Genomic DNA, 16498 nt, shown 5'->3' with positions numbered 1-16498 from the left:
CAGGCTTTGTGAATAGTATTGAGGTCGATATTTTAACCCAACCGAGGTAGTGATGCGTCTGACCACCAAAGGCCGTTTTGCTGTGACTGCGATGATTGACTTGGCGTTGCGCCAGGGCAAGGGACCAGTCACGCTGTCCGGCATCAGCCAGCGTCAGGCGATTTCCCTGTCCTACCTGGAGCAGCTGTTCGGCAAGCTGCGCCGCCACGAGATTGTTGAATCGATTCGCGGCCCGGGCGGTGGCTACAGTCTGGCGCGCCGCGCCGACAAGGTCACCGTGGCCGACATCATTATCGCCGTCGACGAGCCGCTGGATGCGACCCAGTGCGGCGGCAAAGAGAATTGCCATGGCGCCGACGCTGCCAGCGGCGTGCGCTGCATGACCCACGAACTGTGGGCCACGCTGAACGAAAAAATGGTTGATTATCTGGATTCCGTTTCGCTGCAGGATCTGGTCGATCAACAAAAGCAGAAGAACGCTGAGCAAAACGTGGTTGTCATGCACCGCAACGACAACCACGCCGCGCTGTAAGCCCTAACGGAGTAAACAGATGAACGCCCCAGAAAAAAACATCGCTGACGTGAAGTTCCAGACCGCGCCGCATTTCCCGATCTATATGGACTATTCGGCCACCACGCCGATCGATCCGCGCGTCGCCGATGCGATGATCCCATACCTGCGCGAACAGTTCGGCAACCCGGCGTCGCGCAGCCACATGTATGGCTGGACCGCTGAAAAAGCGGTGGAAGAAGCGCGCGCCAACGTCGCCGCGCTGGTCAATGCCGACCCACGCGAAATCATCTGGACCTCGGGCGCGACCGAATCGAACAACCTGGCCATCAAGGGTGCGGCGCAGTTCTACAAGACCAAGGGCAAGCACATTATCACCGTGAAAACCGAGCACAAAGCTGTGCTGGACACCGTGCGTGAACTGGAGCGCCAGGGCTTTGAAGCGACCTACCTGGAACCGCAGGACAACGGCCTGATCACCATCGAGCAACTGACCGCCGCGATCCGTCCGGACACCATCCTGATCTCGGTCATGCTGGTGAATAACGAGATCGGCGTGATCCAGCCGATCGACCAGATCGGTGAACTGTGCCGCTCGAAAGGCATCATCTTCCACTGCGACGCCGCCCAAGCGACCGGCAAAGTGGTGATCGACCTGCAAAAAACCAAGGTCGACCTGATGACCTTTACCGCGCACAAAACCTACGGCCCGAAAGGCGTGGGCGCGCTGTACGTCTGCCGCAAGCCGCGCGTGCGCATCGAAGCACAGATGCACGGCGGTGGCCACGAGCGCGGCCTGCGCTCGGGCACGCTGCCAACCCACCAGATCGTCGGCATGGGCGAAGCCTTCCGCCTGGCGAAAGTGGAAATGGACAGCGAGATCGCCCGCATCAAGGCGCTGCGCGACCGTCTGGCCAAGGGCCTGCAAGAGATCGAAGAAACCTACATCAACGGCGACATGGAACACCGTGTGCCGCACAACCTGAACGTCAGCTTCAACTACGTTGAGGGCGAGTCGCTGATCATGGCGGTGAAAGACCTGGCGGTATCGTCGGGCTCCGCTTGCACCTCGGCCTCGCTGGAACCATCTTATGTATTGCGCGCGCTCGGTCGTAGCGACGAACTGGCGCACAGCTCGATCCGTTTCACCATCGGCCGCTTTACTACCGAAGCCGATATCGACTTCGCGATCGAACTGATGAAGTCCAAGGTACACAAACTGCGTGAACTGTCGCCGCTGTGGGATATGTTCAAAGACGGCGTCGACATCAGCTCGATCCAATGGGCAGCCCACTAATTTTACAGATACAGGAGCATCAAAATGGCTTACTCGGAACAAGTACTGGATCACTACGAAAACCCACGTAACGTTGGCGCTTTCGAAAAAGGCGACGACAGCGTAGGCACCGGCATGGTTGGCGCGCCAGCTTGCGGCGACGTCATGAAGCTGCAAATCAAGGTGGGCGCGGATGGCGTGATCGAAGACGCCAAATTCAAAACCTATGGCTGCGGTTCGGCGATCGCATCGAGCTCGCTGGTGACCGAATGGGTCAAGGGCAAAACCCTGGACCAGGCGCTTGCCATCAAGAACACCCAGATCGCGGAAGAACTGGCGCTGCCGCCAGTGAAGATCCACTGCTCGATCCTGGCGGAAGACGCCATCAAGGCAGCGGTGCTGGACTACCAGAACAAGCACGCCACCGTCGCAGCGTAAAAACCGTCATTCCGGCGCAAGCCGGAATGACAACGGAGAATCACATGGCAATCACCCTGACCGAAAAAGCAGCGAAACACATCAACCGCTACATCGAGCGCCGCGGCAAGGGCCTCGGTCTGCGTTTTGGCGTGCGCACCACCGGCTGCTCGGGCATGGCTTACAAGCTGGAATACGTGGACGAAGTGACCGATGAGGACAGCGTGTTCGAATCGCACGGCGTGAAGGTATTCGTCGATCCGAAAAGCCTGCCGTACATCGACGGCACGGAGCTGGACTTCGCGCGCGAAGGCCTGAACGAAGGCTTCAAGTTCAACAACCCGAACGAGAAAGACGCTTGCGGTTGCGGTGAAAGCTTCCGCGTCTAAGCCGTCATGCAGAATCACTTTGAGCTATTCAATCTGCCGCAGCAGTTTGCCGTAGACGCCGGGGCGCTGGACAGCGCCTACCGCGACGTGCAGAGCCGCGTCCATCCCGACAAATTCGTCAATGCCACCGACGCCGAAAAGCGCGTTGCCATGCAGTGGGCCACCCGCGCCAACGAAGCCTACCAGACCCTGAAGAATCCGCAGAAGCGCGCGCAGTACATATGCGAGCTGCACGGCGTCGATCTCCAGACCGAGTCGAATACGGCAATGCCGATGGCCTTCCTGATGCAGCAGATGGAGTGGCGCGAAGAACTGGGCGACGCCCGCGCCGGCAAGGACAGCGACGCACTGGAGTCGCTCGACAAACAACTGCGCAACGCCCGCAAGGAACAGCTGGTGCAGATCGAACAGCAGATCAACGCCGGCGACTACGCCGCCGCCGCACAAGGCGTGCGCGCGCTGATGTTCCTCGAAAAATTCGGCGAAGAAGTCCGCTTCGCCTTTGAAGCAATCGAAGCATAAAATCGGGGTCAGTGCCGACATTCGGACATTTCGCGAGCGAAATGTCCGAATGTCGGCACTGACCCCGAAGTAAAGGTATCAATTACATGGCACTTCTGCAAATTTCCGAACCAGGCATGTCCACCGCACCGCACCAGCATCGGCTGGCGGTCGGGATTGATCTGGGCACCACCAATTCGCTGGTGGCGACTGTGCGCAACAGCATTCCAGAAGTGCTGAACGATGAAGATGGCCGCGCGCTGCTGCCATCGGTGGTGCGCTATCTGCCTAACGGTCACGCCAACATCGGCTACAAGGCGCAGGCCGCGCAGACCACCGATCCGAAGAATACCATCGTCTCGGTCAAGCGCTTTATGGGCCGTGGCCTGGCGGATATCGCTTACGCGGAAAACCTGCCGTACGATTTCCAGGATACGCCTGGCATGGTGCAGCTGAAGACCGTCGCCGGCGTCAAGAGTCCGGTGGAAGTGTCGGCGCAGATTCTGGCCACGTTGCGCCAGCGCGCGGAAGATTCGCTGGGCGATGATCTGGTCGGCGCAGTCATCACCGTGCCGGCATATTTTGACGATGCACAGCGCCAGGCGACCAAGGATGCGGCCCAGCTGGCCGGCCTGAACGTGCTGCGCCTGCTGAGCGAGCCAACGGCGGCCGCCATTGCCTACGGTCTGGATAACGCATCGGAAGGCATCTACGCTGTCTACGATCTGGGCGGCGGCACCTTCGATATCTCCATCCTGAAGCTGAGCAAGGGCGTGTTTGAGGTGCTGGCTACCGGCGGCGACTCCGCATTGGGCGGCGACGATTTCGATCACCGTCTGTTCTGCTACATCCATCAGGAAGAAAAGCTGGCGCCGTTGTCGGATGAGGACACCGCCGTGTTGATGGTGAAGTCGCGCGAAGCCAAGGAACTGCTGTCGACCAAGGGCGAAGTGATTGTTGACGCCACGCTGAAGTCCGGCGAGCAGGTGCACATCACCATCACCGCCGAGAAGTTCCAGGAGATTACCAGGCACCTGATCGAAAAAACCATGAAGGCCATCAAGAAAGCGCTGCGCGACGCCAATGTCGATGCGGACGATGTGGATGGCGTGGTCATGGTCGGCGGTGCGACGCGCATGCCGCACGTGCATCGCGCGGTCAGCGAATATTTCCACACCACGCCGCACGCGAATATCGATCCGGACAAGGTGGTGGCATTGGGCGCCGCCATGCAGGCCAATCTGCTGGCCGGCAACCGTGCCGCTGGCGATGACTGGCTGCTGCTGGATGTGATTCCGCTGTCGCTGGGCATTGAGACCATGGGCGGCCTGGTGGAGAAGATCATTCCGCGTAACTCGACCATTCCATGCGCGCGTGCGCAGGAGTTCACCACCTTCAAGGATGGCCAGACCGCGCTGGCGGTGCACGTGCTGCAAGGCGAGCGTGAACTGGTGGCCGATTGCCGTTCGCTGGCGCGCTTTGAGCTGCGCGGCATTCCGCCGATGGCGGCCGGCGCGGCGCGTATCCGCATCACCTATCAGGTGGATGCGGATGGCTTGCTGTCGGTGTCGGCGCGCGAACTGCGTTCGGGCGTGGAAGCGTCGATCAGCGTCAAGCCATCGTATGGCCTGGGCGATGATGATGTGGCGCGCATGCTGATGGATTCGCATGCCTCGGCCGATGTCGACATGAAAGCGCGCGCGCTGCGTGAAGAACAGGTGGAAGCGGAACGCATCCTGCTGGCGACGCAAGCGGCGCTGGATGAAGACGCGGCGCTGCTGTCGGACGAAGAGCGTGTGGCCGTCGATGCGCTGATGGCGAAAACCCGCGAGATCGTCGCGCAATCGCAGACCGGCGCTGTCGATCACCAGGCCGTGAAAGCCGCAGTCGAAGCGCTGGCCCACGGCACCGAAGAATTTGCGTCCCGTCGCATGGACCGCAGCGTGCGCAGTGCGCTCGCCGGCAAAGCGCTGGATCAAGTCGTTTAATATATAAAGAGTTTAACCATGCCACAAATCGTATTCCTGCCCCACGCAAAACTGTGCCCGGATGGCGCTGTCGTTGAAGCCGAAGCCGGCAAGACGCTGTGCGACATCATGCTGGAGAATGACATCCACATCGAGCACGCCTGCGAGAAATCCTGCGCCTGCACTACCTGCCACGTGCTGGTGCGCGAAGGTCTGAGCTCGCTGAACGAAGCCAGCGAAACCGAAGAAGACCTGCTGGACAAAGCCTGGGGCCTGGAGGCCGTATCGCGCCTGTCGTGCCAGGCCGTGGTGGCGGACGAAGACCTGGTCGTTGAAATTCCGAAGTACACCATCAATCACGCCAGCGAAGGCGGTCACTGATATGAAATGGGCTGACATCACCGCGATTGCGGAAGCGCTGTACGACAAGTACCCGGACGTCGATCCGGCCGCTATCCGCTTCACCGATCTGCACAACAAGATCATCGAGCTCGAAGAGTTTGATGACGATACGTCGCGCGGTGGTGAAAAAGTCCTCGAAGCAGTTCAGCAGGCGTGGATCGATGAAGCAGCCTAAGAAACCAGTCCAGAAGATCGGCGCCACCGTCACCAGCGCCGACAATATGCCGGAAATCCGTGAAGGCCAGACCGTAGCCCTGCTGCAGGAGCTGCACATCCTCACGCGCGACGGCAAGATGAACCAGGACAGCCGCCGCAAGCTGAAACAGGTCTACCACCTGTACCAGTTCATCGAGCCGCTGCTGAAGGAAGTGCTGGCCGAAAAAGACAACGTCTCGCTGGTCGATCACGGCGCAGGCAAGTCCTACCTGGGCTTCATCATCTACGACCTGTTCTTCAAGGCTTTGCAGAACGACTCGCACATTTATGGCATTGAAACCCGCGAAGAGCTGGTGACGCGCTCGCAGGAACTGGCCAGCCAGTTCAACTTCCCCGGCATGTCCTTCCTGCCGCTGTCGGTGGCAGAGTCCACCGAATCGAAGTTGCTGCCGGAGCAAATCGACGTCGTCACCGCGCTCCACGCCTGCAACACGGCCACCGATGACGCCATCCAGTTTGCGCTGAAGAAGAAGGCCAAGCACATCGTGCTGGTGCCATGCTGCCAGGCCGAAGTGGCCTCGGTCCTGAAGAAAAACAAAGGCCAGTCGCTGGGCAAATCCGCGCTGACCGAAATCTGGCGTCATCCGATACACACGCGTGAATTCGGCAGCCAGATCACCAACGTGCTGCGCTGCCTGCAACTGGAAGCGCACGGTTACAGTGTCACCGTCACCGAACTGGTAGGCTGGGAACACTCGATGAAGAATGAGCTGATCATTGCCACCTACAAGAACCTGCCGCGCAAGCGCCCGGCCGAGCGCCTGAAAGAAGTGCTGGACACCGTGGGTCTGCAAGAGATGAACACCCGTTTCTTCGCTGACGAAGAGGTAGCGTAATGGAGAACTGGCTCGATCTGCGTAGTGACACCGTCACGCGCCCAAGCGCCGCCATGCGCGCGGCCATGAACACCGCAGAAGTGGGCGATGACGTCTACGGCGACGATCCGACCGTCAACCGTCTGCAGGAATACGCTGCCGACTTGTTCGGCTTTGAAGACGCACTGTTCGCGCCATCCGGCACGCAGAGCAATCTGTTGGCGCTGCTGGCGCATTGCGGCCGTGGCGACGAATACCTGGTCGGCCAGGAAGCGCACACCTACCGTTACGAAGGCGGCGGCGCCGCAGTGCTGGGCAGTATCCAGCCGCAGCCGATCGTCAATCAGGCCGACGGCAGCATCGCGCTGGCCGACATTGAATCCTATATCAAGCCAGATGATTTCCACTTCGCCCGCACCAGGCTGCTGGCGCTGGAGAACACCATCAACGGCCGCGTGCTGCCGATGGACTACGTGCAGCAGGCCACGAAACTGGCGCACGACAAAGGCCTTGCCACGCACCTCGACGGCGCACGCGTTTGCAACGCGGCAGTCAAGCTGGGTATCACGCCGCGCGAAGTCGTGCAAGGCTTCGACTCCGTCTCCGTGTGCTTGTCGAAAGGACTGGGCGCACCGGTTGGTTCGGTACTGCTGGGCAGCCGTCCACTGATCAGGGAAGCCAAACGCTGGCGCAAGATGCTTGGCGGCGGCATGCGCCAGGCGGGTGTCATCGCTGCTGGTGGCTTGTACGCGCTGGAGCACAATATTCCAGGTCTGGCTGAAGACCACGATAACGCCGCTTACTTTGCTGCCGAACTGGCGAAGATGAGAAACCTCAAAGTCAGCGCGCCGCAAACCAACATCTTCTACGTCGACATTCCGCAGTTCGTGCTGAAAGGCCTGGGCGATGTGCTGGAGCTGACGCGCATCCGCATGTCGCTGGGACCGCGCACCCGCATCGTCACCCACATGGACGCGTCGCGTGAAGACATCGACCGCGCCATCACCGTTTTTGGAGACTTCTTTGGATAATACGATACGTCTCTCCAAGCGCGTAGCCGACGAACGCCAGTGCTCGCGCCGCGAAGCTGAACTGTATATCGAAGGCGGCTTTGTCAGCGTCGACGGAGTAGTGGTGGAGGAGGCTGGCGCGCGCGTCGCGCCGGAGCAGCAGGTCACGCTGGCGGATGACGCCACGCTGCTGGAAATCACACCAGTCACCATCCTGCTGCACAAGCCTGTCGGCGCACAGCCGCTGCATCTGCTGAAGGCTGACACGCTGACGCGCTCCGCGCCCGGCCAACGCTTCCTCAAGCGCCACGTCACCGGCCAGCAGGAGATGGTGCCGCTGGACGCCAAGGCCAGCGGCCTGGTGGTGTTCACGCAGGACTACCGCGTCAACCGCAAGTTGAGCGATGAGGCACTGGAGCAGGAGATCATCGTTGAAGTCTCCGGCGAGATCATCGAAGGCGGCTTGCAGCAGCTGAACCAGATCAACGGCAAGGTCAGCTGGCAAAACGAAATGCGCCTGCGCTGGGCCGTCAAAGGTCTCAAAATCGGCACGATCGAAAAGCTGTGCAAGGAAGTCGGCCTGAAAGTAGTAACCATGAAGCGCATCCGCGTCGGACGCATCTCCATGGCCAGCCTGCCGTCCGGTGAATGGCGCTATTTGCAGAACTACGAAAAGTTCTAAGCGGCAGGCGCCGCCTTCTTTTTCTTTTGCAGCGGCGGCAACTGCAGCAGGCGGGTGCCGGCCAGTTTATCGTGCAGGAACTGGCGTTCCTTGTCGAAGAAGGCGGTCAGCGACCATGCGACGATGCCGACCAGGATCGCGCCCAACGCCTGCCAGCGGTGCAGGTCCGCAGCCAGCGAGATCAGCAGCGCCGGCAATATCCACATCCAGCTCAACAGATACCGTACGGCTGCCACGCGTGGCGTTACCGGGCCGCCGCTGGCGGTGACCAGCTTCAGGCGCCAGGTGCGCATCGCCAGCGTCTGGCCTTCGCGCGTCCACTGGTGGATGAAGTAGGCGCCCAGCACCAGGAACGCCAGCGCCTGCCGCATGTGTTCGACCAGCGGTGTGTGGCTGCCGCCGCTGGCGATTTCGAAAATCAGGAAGGGCAGGAACAGCACGGCGAAGCCGAGCAGGGTTTCGTATACCATCGAAATCAGGCGGCGTTTAATCGTCGGGTTATTTGACATCGGCAGGAGGCGTCGCTTGCGTAGACGGCGTGGAAGTCGGCGGAATCGGCGTCACGTTGGAGGCGTTCGGCAGCGGTGCATTCGGATCGACCGGTGGCGTAATCGGCGGCACCACTGGCGCGGCAATGCTGGCGGCTGGCTTGACCGGCGCCGGTGTCGGCATCTTGGCCTGTGACGGCGTCGGCAGGTTGACCACCTGTTTCTTGGTGTCGGCCTTGGCGGCGAGCTCTTTCTTCTGCTCGTCCGTCAGCATTTGATATTCTTCCCACGACACCGCTTTCTGTGCCGGATTCAGCTTTTGCGCGCGGGCGTAGTTCTGGCGGATCTGGCGCCGCTCGTCCGGCGACATGCCGACCCATTCGCGCATGCGGCGCTGCACGCGCACCTGCTCGTCCGGGTTCATGCGCGCGTAGCGCTTGGCGATGCCCAGCCATTTCTGCTTGCGGATCGGCTCGATGCCATCCCACTCGCCGGCCAGCGGCTCCAGCGCCTGCTGTTGCGCCGGCGTCAGGTCTTTCCACAGGATTTTTTCCGGCGCCACAGCGCCTTTCTGCCCGGTGACCGCCGCCACCGGCGCCGCCACCAGGTCGACCGCGTCAGGCTGGGCGGCAATCCACGCGCCGCCCGCTGCTACCGCTAATACCGTTGCTGCTGCACCCCACTTGGCGCGACTGCTCCATGCCATCGCTTACTCGCTTCGCGTCAGGTAGGCGTTGAAGCCATGGTCGAGATAGGCGTCCAGCGGCAGCTCGTCCGACAGCACGGCGGCGTCGATTTCCGCCAGGTCGGCGATGCGTTCCTGCTGCTCGTACTGGTAGATGCCAACCATGCCGACCACCAGCGCCAGTGCCGGCACCAGCATGCCCCAGCGGCCCAGCCAGTTGAAATGCGACATGAAACCGCTGCCGGCAGCCGCCAGTTCAGTCTTGACCACGCGCACCGCCAGCGGCACTTCCACGTGGGCTTTCTTGCGGGCCAGCGCCATCTTGCGCGCCTGCGCCAGGCGGTCTGTGGTCGAAGCAGGCAGCTCGTCCAGCTTGTCATTGAGCGCGTGGCGCACTTTGTAAGCGAAATTCAGATCGTCGGTGTTCATAATTTAATTCCCTTGGCTGCCAGCGCCTCGGCCAGCGCATGTGTTGCACGAGAGCAATGCGTTTTGACGCTGCCTTCCGAGCAGCCCATGGCCGCAGCCGTCTCGGCCACATCCATATCCTGCCAATAACGCATCAGGAAGGCTTCGCGTTGACGTGCCGGAAGCTTTTGTACTTCGGCATCGATGATATCCAGCGTCTGCTGGCGCTCGAACTTGTCGGCGCCGGATTCGGCCGCTTCGCTGCCTTCTTCGGCGGCGTAGGATTCGAGCATGTCAAAATCCACATGCTCGTCGCCGGACGGCCCCATGCCGGAAAACAGGCTGACCCAGGTGTTGCGGACTTTCTCCCGGCGGAAGTAGTCGAGGATGGTGGTCTGCAAGATGCGCTGGAACAGCGCCGGCAGCTCGGCGGCCGGCTTGTCGCCATATTTCTCGGCGAGCTTGATCATCGCGTCCTGGACGATGTCCAGCGCGGATTCGTCCTTGCGTACTGCGTAGACGGCTTGCTTGAAGGCCCGGCGTTCGACGTTTTCGAGGAAGTCGGATAATTCTTTGTCTGTGGCCATGCGGCTGCCGGGTGTTTTGAACTGAGCCGCATCCTAGCAAAAAACCTCACATTTTGCATGGTTTTACCTCAAAACCCATCAATTTCCAAATTAGCTCTTGCTGAAAAGGAGAGGCCGGTGTACCGTATGGGACGCTTTGAACAACCCCGAAGCTCTATGGTCTGGTCGCAGCAGGCACACAACGCCGCAACGACACGACGCGCTTTCATTTAGTAGGCAGTTTGCTCTCGCCCACGCCACAAGCGTGAGAGGTATGCAACACCACTACGGAAAACCCGGCCAAACGAGAGTTTGCGCTAGCATCGCTTTGCACGTCACTACGGTTGACGGAAAAGGCAGTGCGACCGCATAAGTAAAGGGAAGCCAGGCAGAGCTGTAGCGGTATTCGTACTTCGCAAGGACAGAGCATCCGATCAATCTCCTATGGACCTTGAAAGGAATGTTTCATGAATACCGAAGCATCTTCATCATCGCAGTTAACTGGCGCGGAAATACTGGTGCGCTGCCTGGCCGAAGAGGGCGTTGAACACGTCTTTGGCTACCCGGGCGGAGCCGTCCTGTATATCTACGACGCCATCTTCAAGCAAGACAAATTCCAACACGTTCTGGTACGCCACGAGCAGGCTGCGGTGCACGCTGCCGATGCATACTCGCGTTCGTCGAACAAGGTGGGTGTTGCGCTGGTCACGTCCGGTCCGGGTGTTACCAATGCCGTCACTGGCCTGTCCACCGCTTACATGGATTCCATTCCCATGGTCGTGATCTCGGGCCAGGTGCCTAGCCACGCCATCGGCCAGGATGCGTTCCAGGAATGCGACACGGTCGGCATTACCCGTCCTGTGGTCAAGCACAATTTCCTCGTCAAGGACGTCAAGGACTTGGCCGAGACCGTCAAGAAAGCCTTCTTCATCGCCCGCACCGGCCGTCCAGGCCCTGTGCTGGTCGACATTCCGAAGGATATCTCGATGCACAAGACGACGTACTCGTACCCGAAAGAGGTCGAGATGCGTTCGTACAAACCGGTAGACAAAGGCCACTCCGGCCAGATCCGCAAGGCAGTGCAACTGCTGCTGCAAGCCGAACGCCCGATGATTTACACCGGCGGCGGCGTGATCCTGGCGAATGCCTCGCCGGAACTGAACAAGCTGGTCGATAAACTGGGCTTCCCGGTCACCAACACGCTGATGGGCCTGGGCGCCTACAAGGCGTCGAGCGAGAATTTCGTCGGCATGCCAGGCATGCACGGGACCTATGAAGCCAATATGGCGATGCAGCACTGCGACGTGCTGATCGCCATCGGCGCGCGTTTCGACGACCGCGTGATCGGCAACCCGAAACACTTCGCCTCCAATCCGCGCAAGATCATTCACGTTGACATCGACCCGTCGTCGATCTCCAAACGCGTGAAGGTAGACATTCCTATCGTCGGCAACGTCAAGGACGTGCTGATCGAATTCCTGGCGCAGCTGGACGCGTCGGACGCCAAGCCGAATCAGCCGGCGCTGAAAACCTGGTGGAAGCAGATCCAGGAATGGCGCGGCCGCGACTGCCTGAAGTTCGCGTCGTCCGACCTGGTCATCAAGCCGCAATCGGTGGTGCAGAAGCTGTGGGAAGTGACCAAGGGCGACGCCTTCATCACCTCCGACGTTGGCCAGCACCAGATGTGGGCGGCCCAGTACTACCCGTTTGACCAGCCCAGGCGCTGGGTCAACTCGGGCGGCCTGGGCACCATGGGCGTCGGCCTGCCGTACGCCATGGGCGTGCAGATGGCGAATCCGGATGCGACCGTGGCCTGCATCACCGGCGAAGGCTCGATCCAGATGTGCATCCAGGAGCTGGCGACCTGCAAGCAGTATCACCTGACGCCGAAGATCATCATGCTGAACAACCGCTTCCTGGGCATGGTCCGCCAGTGGCAGCAGATCGACTACGGTTCGCGCTACTCCGAGTCCTACATGGATTCGCTGCCGAACTTCGAGAAGCTGGCCGAGGCGTATGGCCACGTCGGCATGCGCATCGAGAAACCGGGCGACGTCGATGGCGCGCTGCGCGACGCGTTTGCGATGAAGGACAAGCTGGTGTTCATGAACTTCATCACCGATCAATCGGAAAACGTCTGGCCGATGGTTAAAGCAGGCAAGGGTCTGTCCGAAATGCTGCTGGGTTCGGAGGATCTCTAATATGCGACACATTATCTCTGTATTGCTGGAAAACGAAGCCGGTGCGCTGTCCCGCGTGGTGGGCCTGTTCTCGGCACGCGGCTACAACATCGAAACGCTGACCGTGGCGCCGACCGAAGACGCGACCCTGTCGCGCATGACCATCGTCACCACCGGCTCGGACGACATCATCGAACAGATCACCAAGCACCTGAACCGCCTGATCGAGGTGGTGAAGGTGGTGGACCTGACCGAAGGCCATCACATCGAACGCGAACTGATGCTGATCAAGGTGCGCGCGGTGGGCAAGGAACGGGAAGAGATGAAGCGCACGGCGGACATCTTCCGTGGCCGCATCATCGACGTCACCGAAAAGAGCTACACGATTGAACTGACCGGCGCCAAGAGCAAGCTCGATGCGTTTATCGACTCGATCGACCGTGCTTCGATACTCGAAACAGTACGTACCGGCGGTTCCGGCATTGGACGCGGCGAACGCATCCTCAAAGTATAAGCAAGTAACTTACAACGAATTTATTTAGGAATGAACATGAAAGTTTTCTACGACAAAGACGCTGACCTCTCCCTGATCAAAGGCAAAAACGTGGCCATCATCGGCTACGGCTCGCAGGGTCACGCGCACGCACAAAACCTGAGCGACTCCGGCGTCAACGTCACCGTGGGTCTGCGCAAAGGCGGCGCCTCGTGGCAGAAAGTGGAGAAAGCCGGCCTGAAAGTCGCTGAAGTGAACGACGCCGTCAAAGCTGCCGATGTCATCATGATCCTGCTGCCGGACGAGAACATCGCCCAGGTGTACAACGAAAACGTCGCACCGAACGCCAAGCAAGGCGCGGTACTGGCCTTCGCCCACGGCTTCAACGTGCACTACGGCCAAGTCGTGCCGCGCGCCGACCTGGACGTCATCATGGTTGCACCGAAAGCGCCAGGCCACACCGTGCGCGCCACCTACACCCAGGGTGGCGGCGTGCCGCACCTGATCGCCGTGTACCAGGACAAGTCCGGCGTGGCGCGTGACATCGCCCTGTCGTACGCATCGGCCAACGGTGGCGGCAAAGCCGGCATCATCGAAACCAACTTCCGCGAAGAGACCGAGACCGACCTGTTCGGCGAGCAGGCAGTGCTGTGCGGTGGCGCGGTCGAGCTGATCAAGGCCGGCTTCGAAACCCTGACCGAAGCGGGCTACGCGCCGGAAATGGCTTACTTCGAGTGCCTGCACGAACTGAAGCTGATCGTCGACCTGATCTATGAAGGCGGCATCGCCAACATGAACTACTCGATCTCGAACAACGCCGAGTACGGCGAGTACGTGACCGGTCCCAAGGTTGTCACCGCGCAGACCAAGGAAGCCATGCGTCAGTGCCTGAAAGACATCCAGACCGGCGAATACGCCAAGTCCTTCATCCTGGAAAACAAGGCCGGCGCACCAACCCTGATCTCGCGCCGCCGCCTGACCGCCGAACACCAGATCGAAGAAGTCGGCGCCAAACTGCGCGCCATGATGCCTTGGATCGCCAAGAACAAAATGGTTGACCAGTCGAAGAACTAAGCAGTTCCTTCTTCTGCAAAAAACCGGCACGCGTTGCCGGTTTTTTTACGCCCGGTGGAAATGTGTGAATTTTTTAAAGTTTCCTTGAGGTAAAATATTGCTTTATTAATGAAGAATGAGGTTGTGATGATCGTTTGGCGTGGATATGGTTTTCTGGTGGTACTGCTGGCAGTAGCCGGCATGGTCTTGGGGCAGCTGGGCGTGGAGGCATTGCCCGAAGGGTATCGTCCGGGCGGCGCCTTTGTGGGACTGGTGCTGGCTGCAGCGCTGGTGTATGGTCTGCATCGCCTGATCGAGGCCAAACAGCCAGCACGTGTGCTGATCGATAAAAATACCGGTCAGGAAGTGGTGTTCAAGCCCAAGCACGATCTGTTCTTCATCCCGCTGAAATACTGGTCGCTTGTGCTGGTCGTGCTGGCCGTGGTGCAGTTCTTCCAGAAATAATCAGTGCAGGGCGGCGTAGGCTGAGATTGCCGCAATCAGCGTGAGGACGCCGACCATGGCGGCGCCCCATTCGGGCACCAGCATCTTGCCGTCGTCCGCATAGGGCGGCACCAACTTCCTGCTGAAGATTTCCTTGCTGCGCATGGCGCGCGCGTGGCCGAACGAGATGATGGGGATGATGAATCGTCCCAGGCTGTACATCAGCACTTCCATAAAAAGGTAGAACGCGAATTCGCCGACGATCATCATCTGGAGCCTCCGTATCGATTGCGCATCATAGCTGTGCTGTAGTTAGGAAATCCTTAAAAATGGAAATGTTACAAACAGTCACTATGTCTTACAGGTGCGCGTAGTAAATTCATGTAAAGTCCGGCTTGTCGTAATCTCAACCTGGAGCCCGTAATGAACCTGATGAAAAAACTTGCCGCCGCTGCCGCTGTGTCCTTTGCGCTGGGCGCGCACGCCGCTCCAACTGAATCGCTGCCAAGCGCCGGCACGCTGGTGATCGTGCCGGCCTACGGTGAAGTCAAGCATGTCAACGACCAGGCAGTCGTGGTGCTGGCCATCGAAGAGCAGGACAAGGACAAGACCGCCGCCGCTTCGCGCGTCAATCAGAAGATGAAGCAGGGCCTGGAGATCGTCAAGAAAGAAGATCCGAACGCCAGCCTGAAGACCCAGGGGTATTACACCTATCCGGTGTATCCGGAAGAGCGCGTGCTGCCGAACGGCCAGCCGGTCAAGCAGCGCGTGCCGACCGCATGGCGCGTCGGCCAGTACCTGGAAGTGACCACCACCAGCCTGGACAAGCTGCCGAAAACCGTGGCCGCCGCGCAGAAGATCCTGACGCTGAACGCCATCAACTTCGGCCTGACGCCGGACACCACGCGCAAGCTGGATGAGCAGCGTATCGCCGCCACCTACAAGAACCTGAACGAGCGCATCGGCTCGATCGCCAATGCCATGGGCCGCAAGGTGGGCGACGCAGTGGTCGACACCATCGACTTTGAAGGCTCGGGCAATTACGCCCAGCGCGAACAAGCTTTCGCGCCAGCGCCGATGATGATGCGCGCCAAGGCCGCCGACATGGCCGAAGTGGCCGAGCCAAGCTTCGAGCCAGGCGAAACCACGCTGCAGATGCAGGTCGTCGGTAAAGTACGCTTCAAATAATGGCCAGTTGAGGTAGAGTTGCAGTTTTCTTAACTGGAGACTGCAATGAAATACCTTGCTGCTGCTGCCCTGATGGCGTGCGCCGTGGCGCACGCCGATACCTTGCCGACCAACGGCGCACTGGTCGTGGTGCCGGCCTTTGGTGAAGTGAAGCACGTCAACGATCAGGCTACCGCCACACTGTCGATCGAAGAAATCGACAAGGACAAGGCCGCTGCTGCCTCGCGCGTCAATCAGAAGATGAAGCAGGGCCTGGAGATATTGAAGAAGGCCGATCCGCAGGCCAGCCTGAAATCCCAGGGCTATTACACTTATCCCGTCTATCCGGAAGAAACGCCGCCGCAAGCCGGCCAACCAGTGCAGCCGCGCAAGCCGCGCGTGCCGACTTCGTGGCGCGTGGGCCAGTCGGTACAGCTGGTGACCGCGAACCTGGAGGCTTTGCCGAAAACCGTGGCTGCCGCGCAAAGCGTGCTGAGCCTGAATAATCTGCGCTTCGGCCTGACGCCGGAAACCACGCGCCAACTGGAAGACCAGCGCATCGCCGCCACCTACCAGAACCTGAATGAGCGCATCAACGCGATCGCCAAGGCCATGGGGCGCAAGGTCAGCGAGGCGGTGCTGGATACGGTGGACTTCGAAGGCTCGGGCAACTACGCCAATCGCGTAGAAGTCAGCGGCTCGCGCGTACTCGCCTACGCCAGCAATGTGGCGCCACCACCACCAGCCCCGCCGGTGACCGAGCCGAGTTTCGAGCCCGGCGAGACGGTGCTGAACATGCGCCTGGTGGGCAAAGTGCGCTTCAAATAA

General features: G+C 60.1%; 22 protein-coding genes. 17 read left to right on the top strand and 5 right to left on the bottom strand.

Features of this window, described 5'->3' with window-relative positions:
• Positions 1-52 precede the first annotated feature (52 nt).
• The 11 genes from iscR to BLS51_RS05565 all read left to right on the top strand — a co-directional run bounded on the left by iscR (position 53) and on the right by BLS51_RS05565 (position 8186).
• Positions 53-532, top strand: coding sequence for a Fe-S cluster assembly transcriptional regulator IscR (gene iscR / locus BLS51_RS05615; protein ID WP_090176909.1), 480 nt, complete (start codon positions 53-55; stop codon positions 530-532).
• Between the two features lie 19 nt (positions 533-551).
• Positions 552-1808 carry an IscS subfamily cysteine desulfurase gene (locus tag BLS51_RS05610; RefSeq protein WP_090176911.1) on the top strand — a complete coding sequence of 419 codons (1257 nt, stop codon included), beginning with the start codon at positions 552-554 and terminating at the stop codon, positions 1806-1808.
• 24 nt (positions 1809-1832) lie between these two features.
• Entirely contained in the window at positions 1833-2225 is a 393-nt protein-coding gene (iscU, locus tag BLS51_RS05605; RefSeq protein WP_072780731.1) for a Fe-S cluster assembly scaffold IscU, read from the top strand.
• Positions 2226-2269: 44 nt separating this feature from the next.
• Positions 2270-2593, top strand: coding sequence for an iron-sulfur cluster assembly protein IscA (gene iscA, locus BLS51_RS05600; protein WP_090176915.1), 324 nt, complete (start codon positions 2270-2272; stop codon positions 2591-2593).
• A 6-nt stretch (positions 2594-2599) separates the two neighbouring features.
• A complete protein-coding gene (gene hscB / locus BLS51_RS05595; RefSeq protein ID WP_090176919.1) occupies positions 2600-3115 on the top strand; it encodes a Fe-S protein assembly co-chaperone HscB in 516 nt (171 codons plus the stop codon).
• Positions 3116-3201: 86 nt separating this feature from the next.
• Positions 3202-5082, top strand: a complete 1881-nt coding sequence (gene hscA / locus BLS51_RS05590) for a Fe-S protein assembly chaperone HscA (protein ID WP_090176923.1) — start codon at positions 3202-3204, stop codon at positions 5080-5082.
• 18 nt (positions 5083-5100) lie between these two features.
• Positions 5101-5442 (top strand): ISC system 2Fe-2S type ferredoxin, encoded by a 342-nt coding sequence (gene fdx / locus BLS51_RS05585; RefSeq protein WP_090176926.1) that lies wholly within the window; start codon positions 5101-5103, stop codon positions 5440-5442.
• A gap of 1 nt (position 5443) precedes the next feature.
• On the top strand, positions 5444-5638 hold the full coding sequence (gene iscX / locus BLS51_RS05580) for a Fe-S cluster assembly protein IscX (protein ID WP_090176929.1): 195 nt from the start codon (positions 5444-5446) through the stop codon (positions 5636-5638).
• The gene (locus BLS51_RS05575) at positions 5625-6515 is read left to right on the top strand and encodes a class I SAM-dependent methyltransferase (RefSeq protein WP_090176933.1); all 891 of its coding nucleotides are present in this window, start codon (positions 5625-5627) and stop codon (positions 6513-6515) included. The genes iscX and BLS51_RS05575 overlap by 14 nt, the downstream gene beginning before the upstream one ends.
• Positions 6515-7525, top strand: coding sequence for a low-specificity L-threonine aldolase (gene ltaE, locus BLS51_RS05570; protein WP_090176936.1), 1011 nt, complete (start codon positions 6515-6517; stop codon positions 7523-7525). The genes BLS51_RS05575 and ltaE overlap by 1 nt, the downstream gene beginning before the upstream one ends.
• Positions 7518-8186, top strand: coding sequence for an RNA pseudouridine synthase (locus BLS51_RS05565; protein ID WP_229207374.1), 669 nt, complete (start codon positions 7518-7520; stop codon positions 8184-8186). Before ltaE ends, BLS51_RS05565 begins: the two co-directional genes overlap by 8 nt.
• Here the strand turns inward: BLS51_RS05565 and BLS51_RS05560 are convergent.
• From BLS51_RS05560 to BLS51_RS05545, 4 genes are read right to left on the bottom strand one after another with little or no spacing between them, the layout of a single operon-like run.
• Positions 8183-8695 (bottom strand): RDD family protein, encoded by a 513-nt coding sequence (locus tag BLS51_RS05560; RefSeq protein WP_090176942.1) that lies wholly within the window; start codon positions 8693-8695, stop codon positions 8183-8185. The two genes, BLS51_RS05565 and BLS51_RS05560, sit on opposite strands and share 4 nt — an antisense overlap.
• Entirely contained in the window at positions 8685-9380 is a 696-nt protein-coding gene (locus tag BLS51_RS05555; protein ID WP_090176946.1) for a DUF3106 domain-containing protein, read from the bottom strand. Before BLS51_RS05555 ends, BLS51_RS05560 begins: the two co-directional genes overlap by 11 nt.
• A 3-nt stretch (positions 9381-9383) precedes the next feature.
• The gene (locus tag BLS51_RS05550) at positions 9384-9788 is read right to left on the bottom strand and encodes a DUF3619 family protein (protein WP_090176948.1); all 405 of its coding nucleotides are present in this window, start codon (positions 9786-9788) and stop codon (positions 9384-9386) included.
• Entirely contained in the window at positions 9785-10354 is a 570-nt protein-coding gene (locus tag BLS51_RS05545) for an RNA polymerase sigma factor (protein WP_090176951.1), read from the bottom strand. Before BLS51_RS05545 ends, BLS51_RS05550 begins: the two co-directional genes overlap by 4 nt.
• 446 nt (positions 10355-10800) lie before the next feature.
• Here BLS51_RS05545 and BLS51_RS05540 point away from each other — a divergent pair, with 446 nt between their 5' ends.
• From BLS51_RS05540 to BLS51_RS05525, 4 genes are all read left to right on the top strand, one after another.
• The gene (locus tag BLS51_RS05540) at positions 10801-12534 is read left to right on the top strand and encodes an acetolactate synthase 3 catalytic subunit (protein ID WP_090176954.1); all 1734 of its coding nucleotides are present in this window, start codon (positions 10801-10803) and stop codon (positions 12532-12534) included.
• 1 nt (position 12535) lies between these two features.
• Entirely contained in the window at positions 12536-13027 is a 492-nt protein-coding gene (gene ilvN, locus BLS51_RS05535) for an acetolactate synthase small subunit (protein WP_090176958.1), read from the top strand.
• A gap of 36 nt (positions 13028-13063) precedes the next feature.
• On the top strand, positions 13064-14080 hold the full coding sequence (gene ilvC, locus BLS51_RS05530; RefSeq protein ID WP_090176962.1) for a ketol-acid reductoisomerase: 1017 nt from the start codon (positions 13064-13066) through the stop codon (positions 14078-14080).
• A 126-nt stretch (positions 14081-14206) separates the two neighbouring features.
• Complete coding sequence (locus tag BLS51_RS05525) at positions 14207-14524, top strand: hypothetical protein (RefSeq protein WP_090180559.1); 318 nt, start codon at positions 14207-14209, stop codon at positions 14522-14524.
• Here the strand turns inward: BLS51_RS05525 and BLS51_RS05520 are convergent, their stop codons facing one another.
• Positions 14525-14773, bottom strand: a complete 249-nt coding sequence (locus tag BLS51_RS05520) for a hypothetical protein (RefSeq protein WP_090176966.1) — start codon at positions 14771-14773, stop codon at positions 14525-14527.
• 153 nt (positions 14774-14926) lie between these two features.
• Here BLS51_RS05520 and BLS51_RS05515 point away from each other — a divergent pair, with 153 nt between their 5' ends.
• Both BLS51_RS05515 and BLS51_RS05510 read left to right on the top strand, forming a co-directional pair.
• Positions 14927-15691, top strand: a complete 765-nt coding sequence (locus tag BLS51_RS05515) for an SIMPL domain-containing protein (protein WP_090176970.1) — start codon at positions 14927-14929, stop codon at positions 15689-15691.
• A 45-nt stretch (positions 15692-15736) separates the two neighbouring features.
• Positions 15737-16498, top strand: a complete 762-nt coding sequence (locus BLS51_RS05510) for an SIMPL domain-containing protein (RefSeq protein ID WP_090176973.1) — start codon at positions 15737-15739, stop codon at positions 16496-16498.

It is taken from the genome of Duganella sp. OV510 (assembly GCF_900100205.1).
In the GTDB taxonomy this organism is placed as follows: Bacteria; Pseudomonadota; Gammaproteobacteria; order Burkholderiales; family Burkholderiaceae_D; genus Rugamonas.
This window is presented reverse-complemented; position numbering and strand designations above follow the sequence as displayed.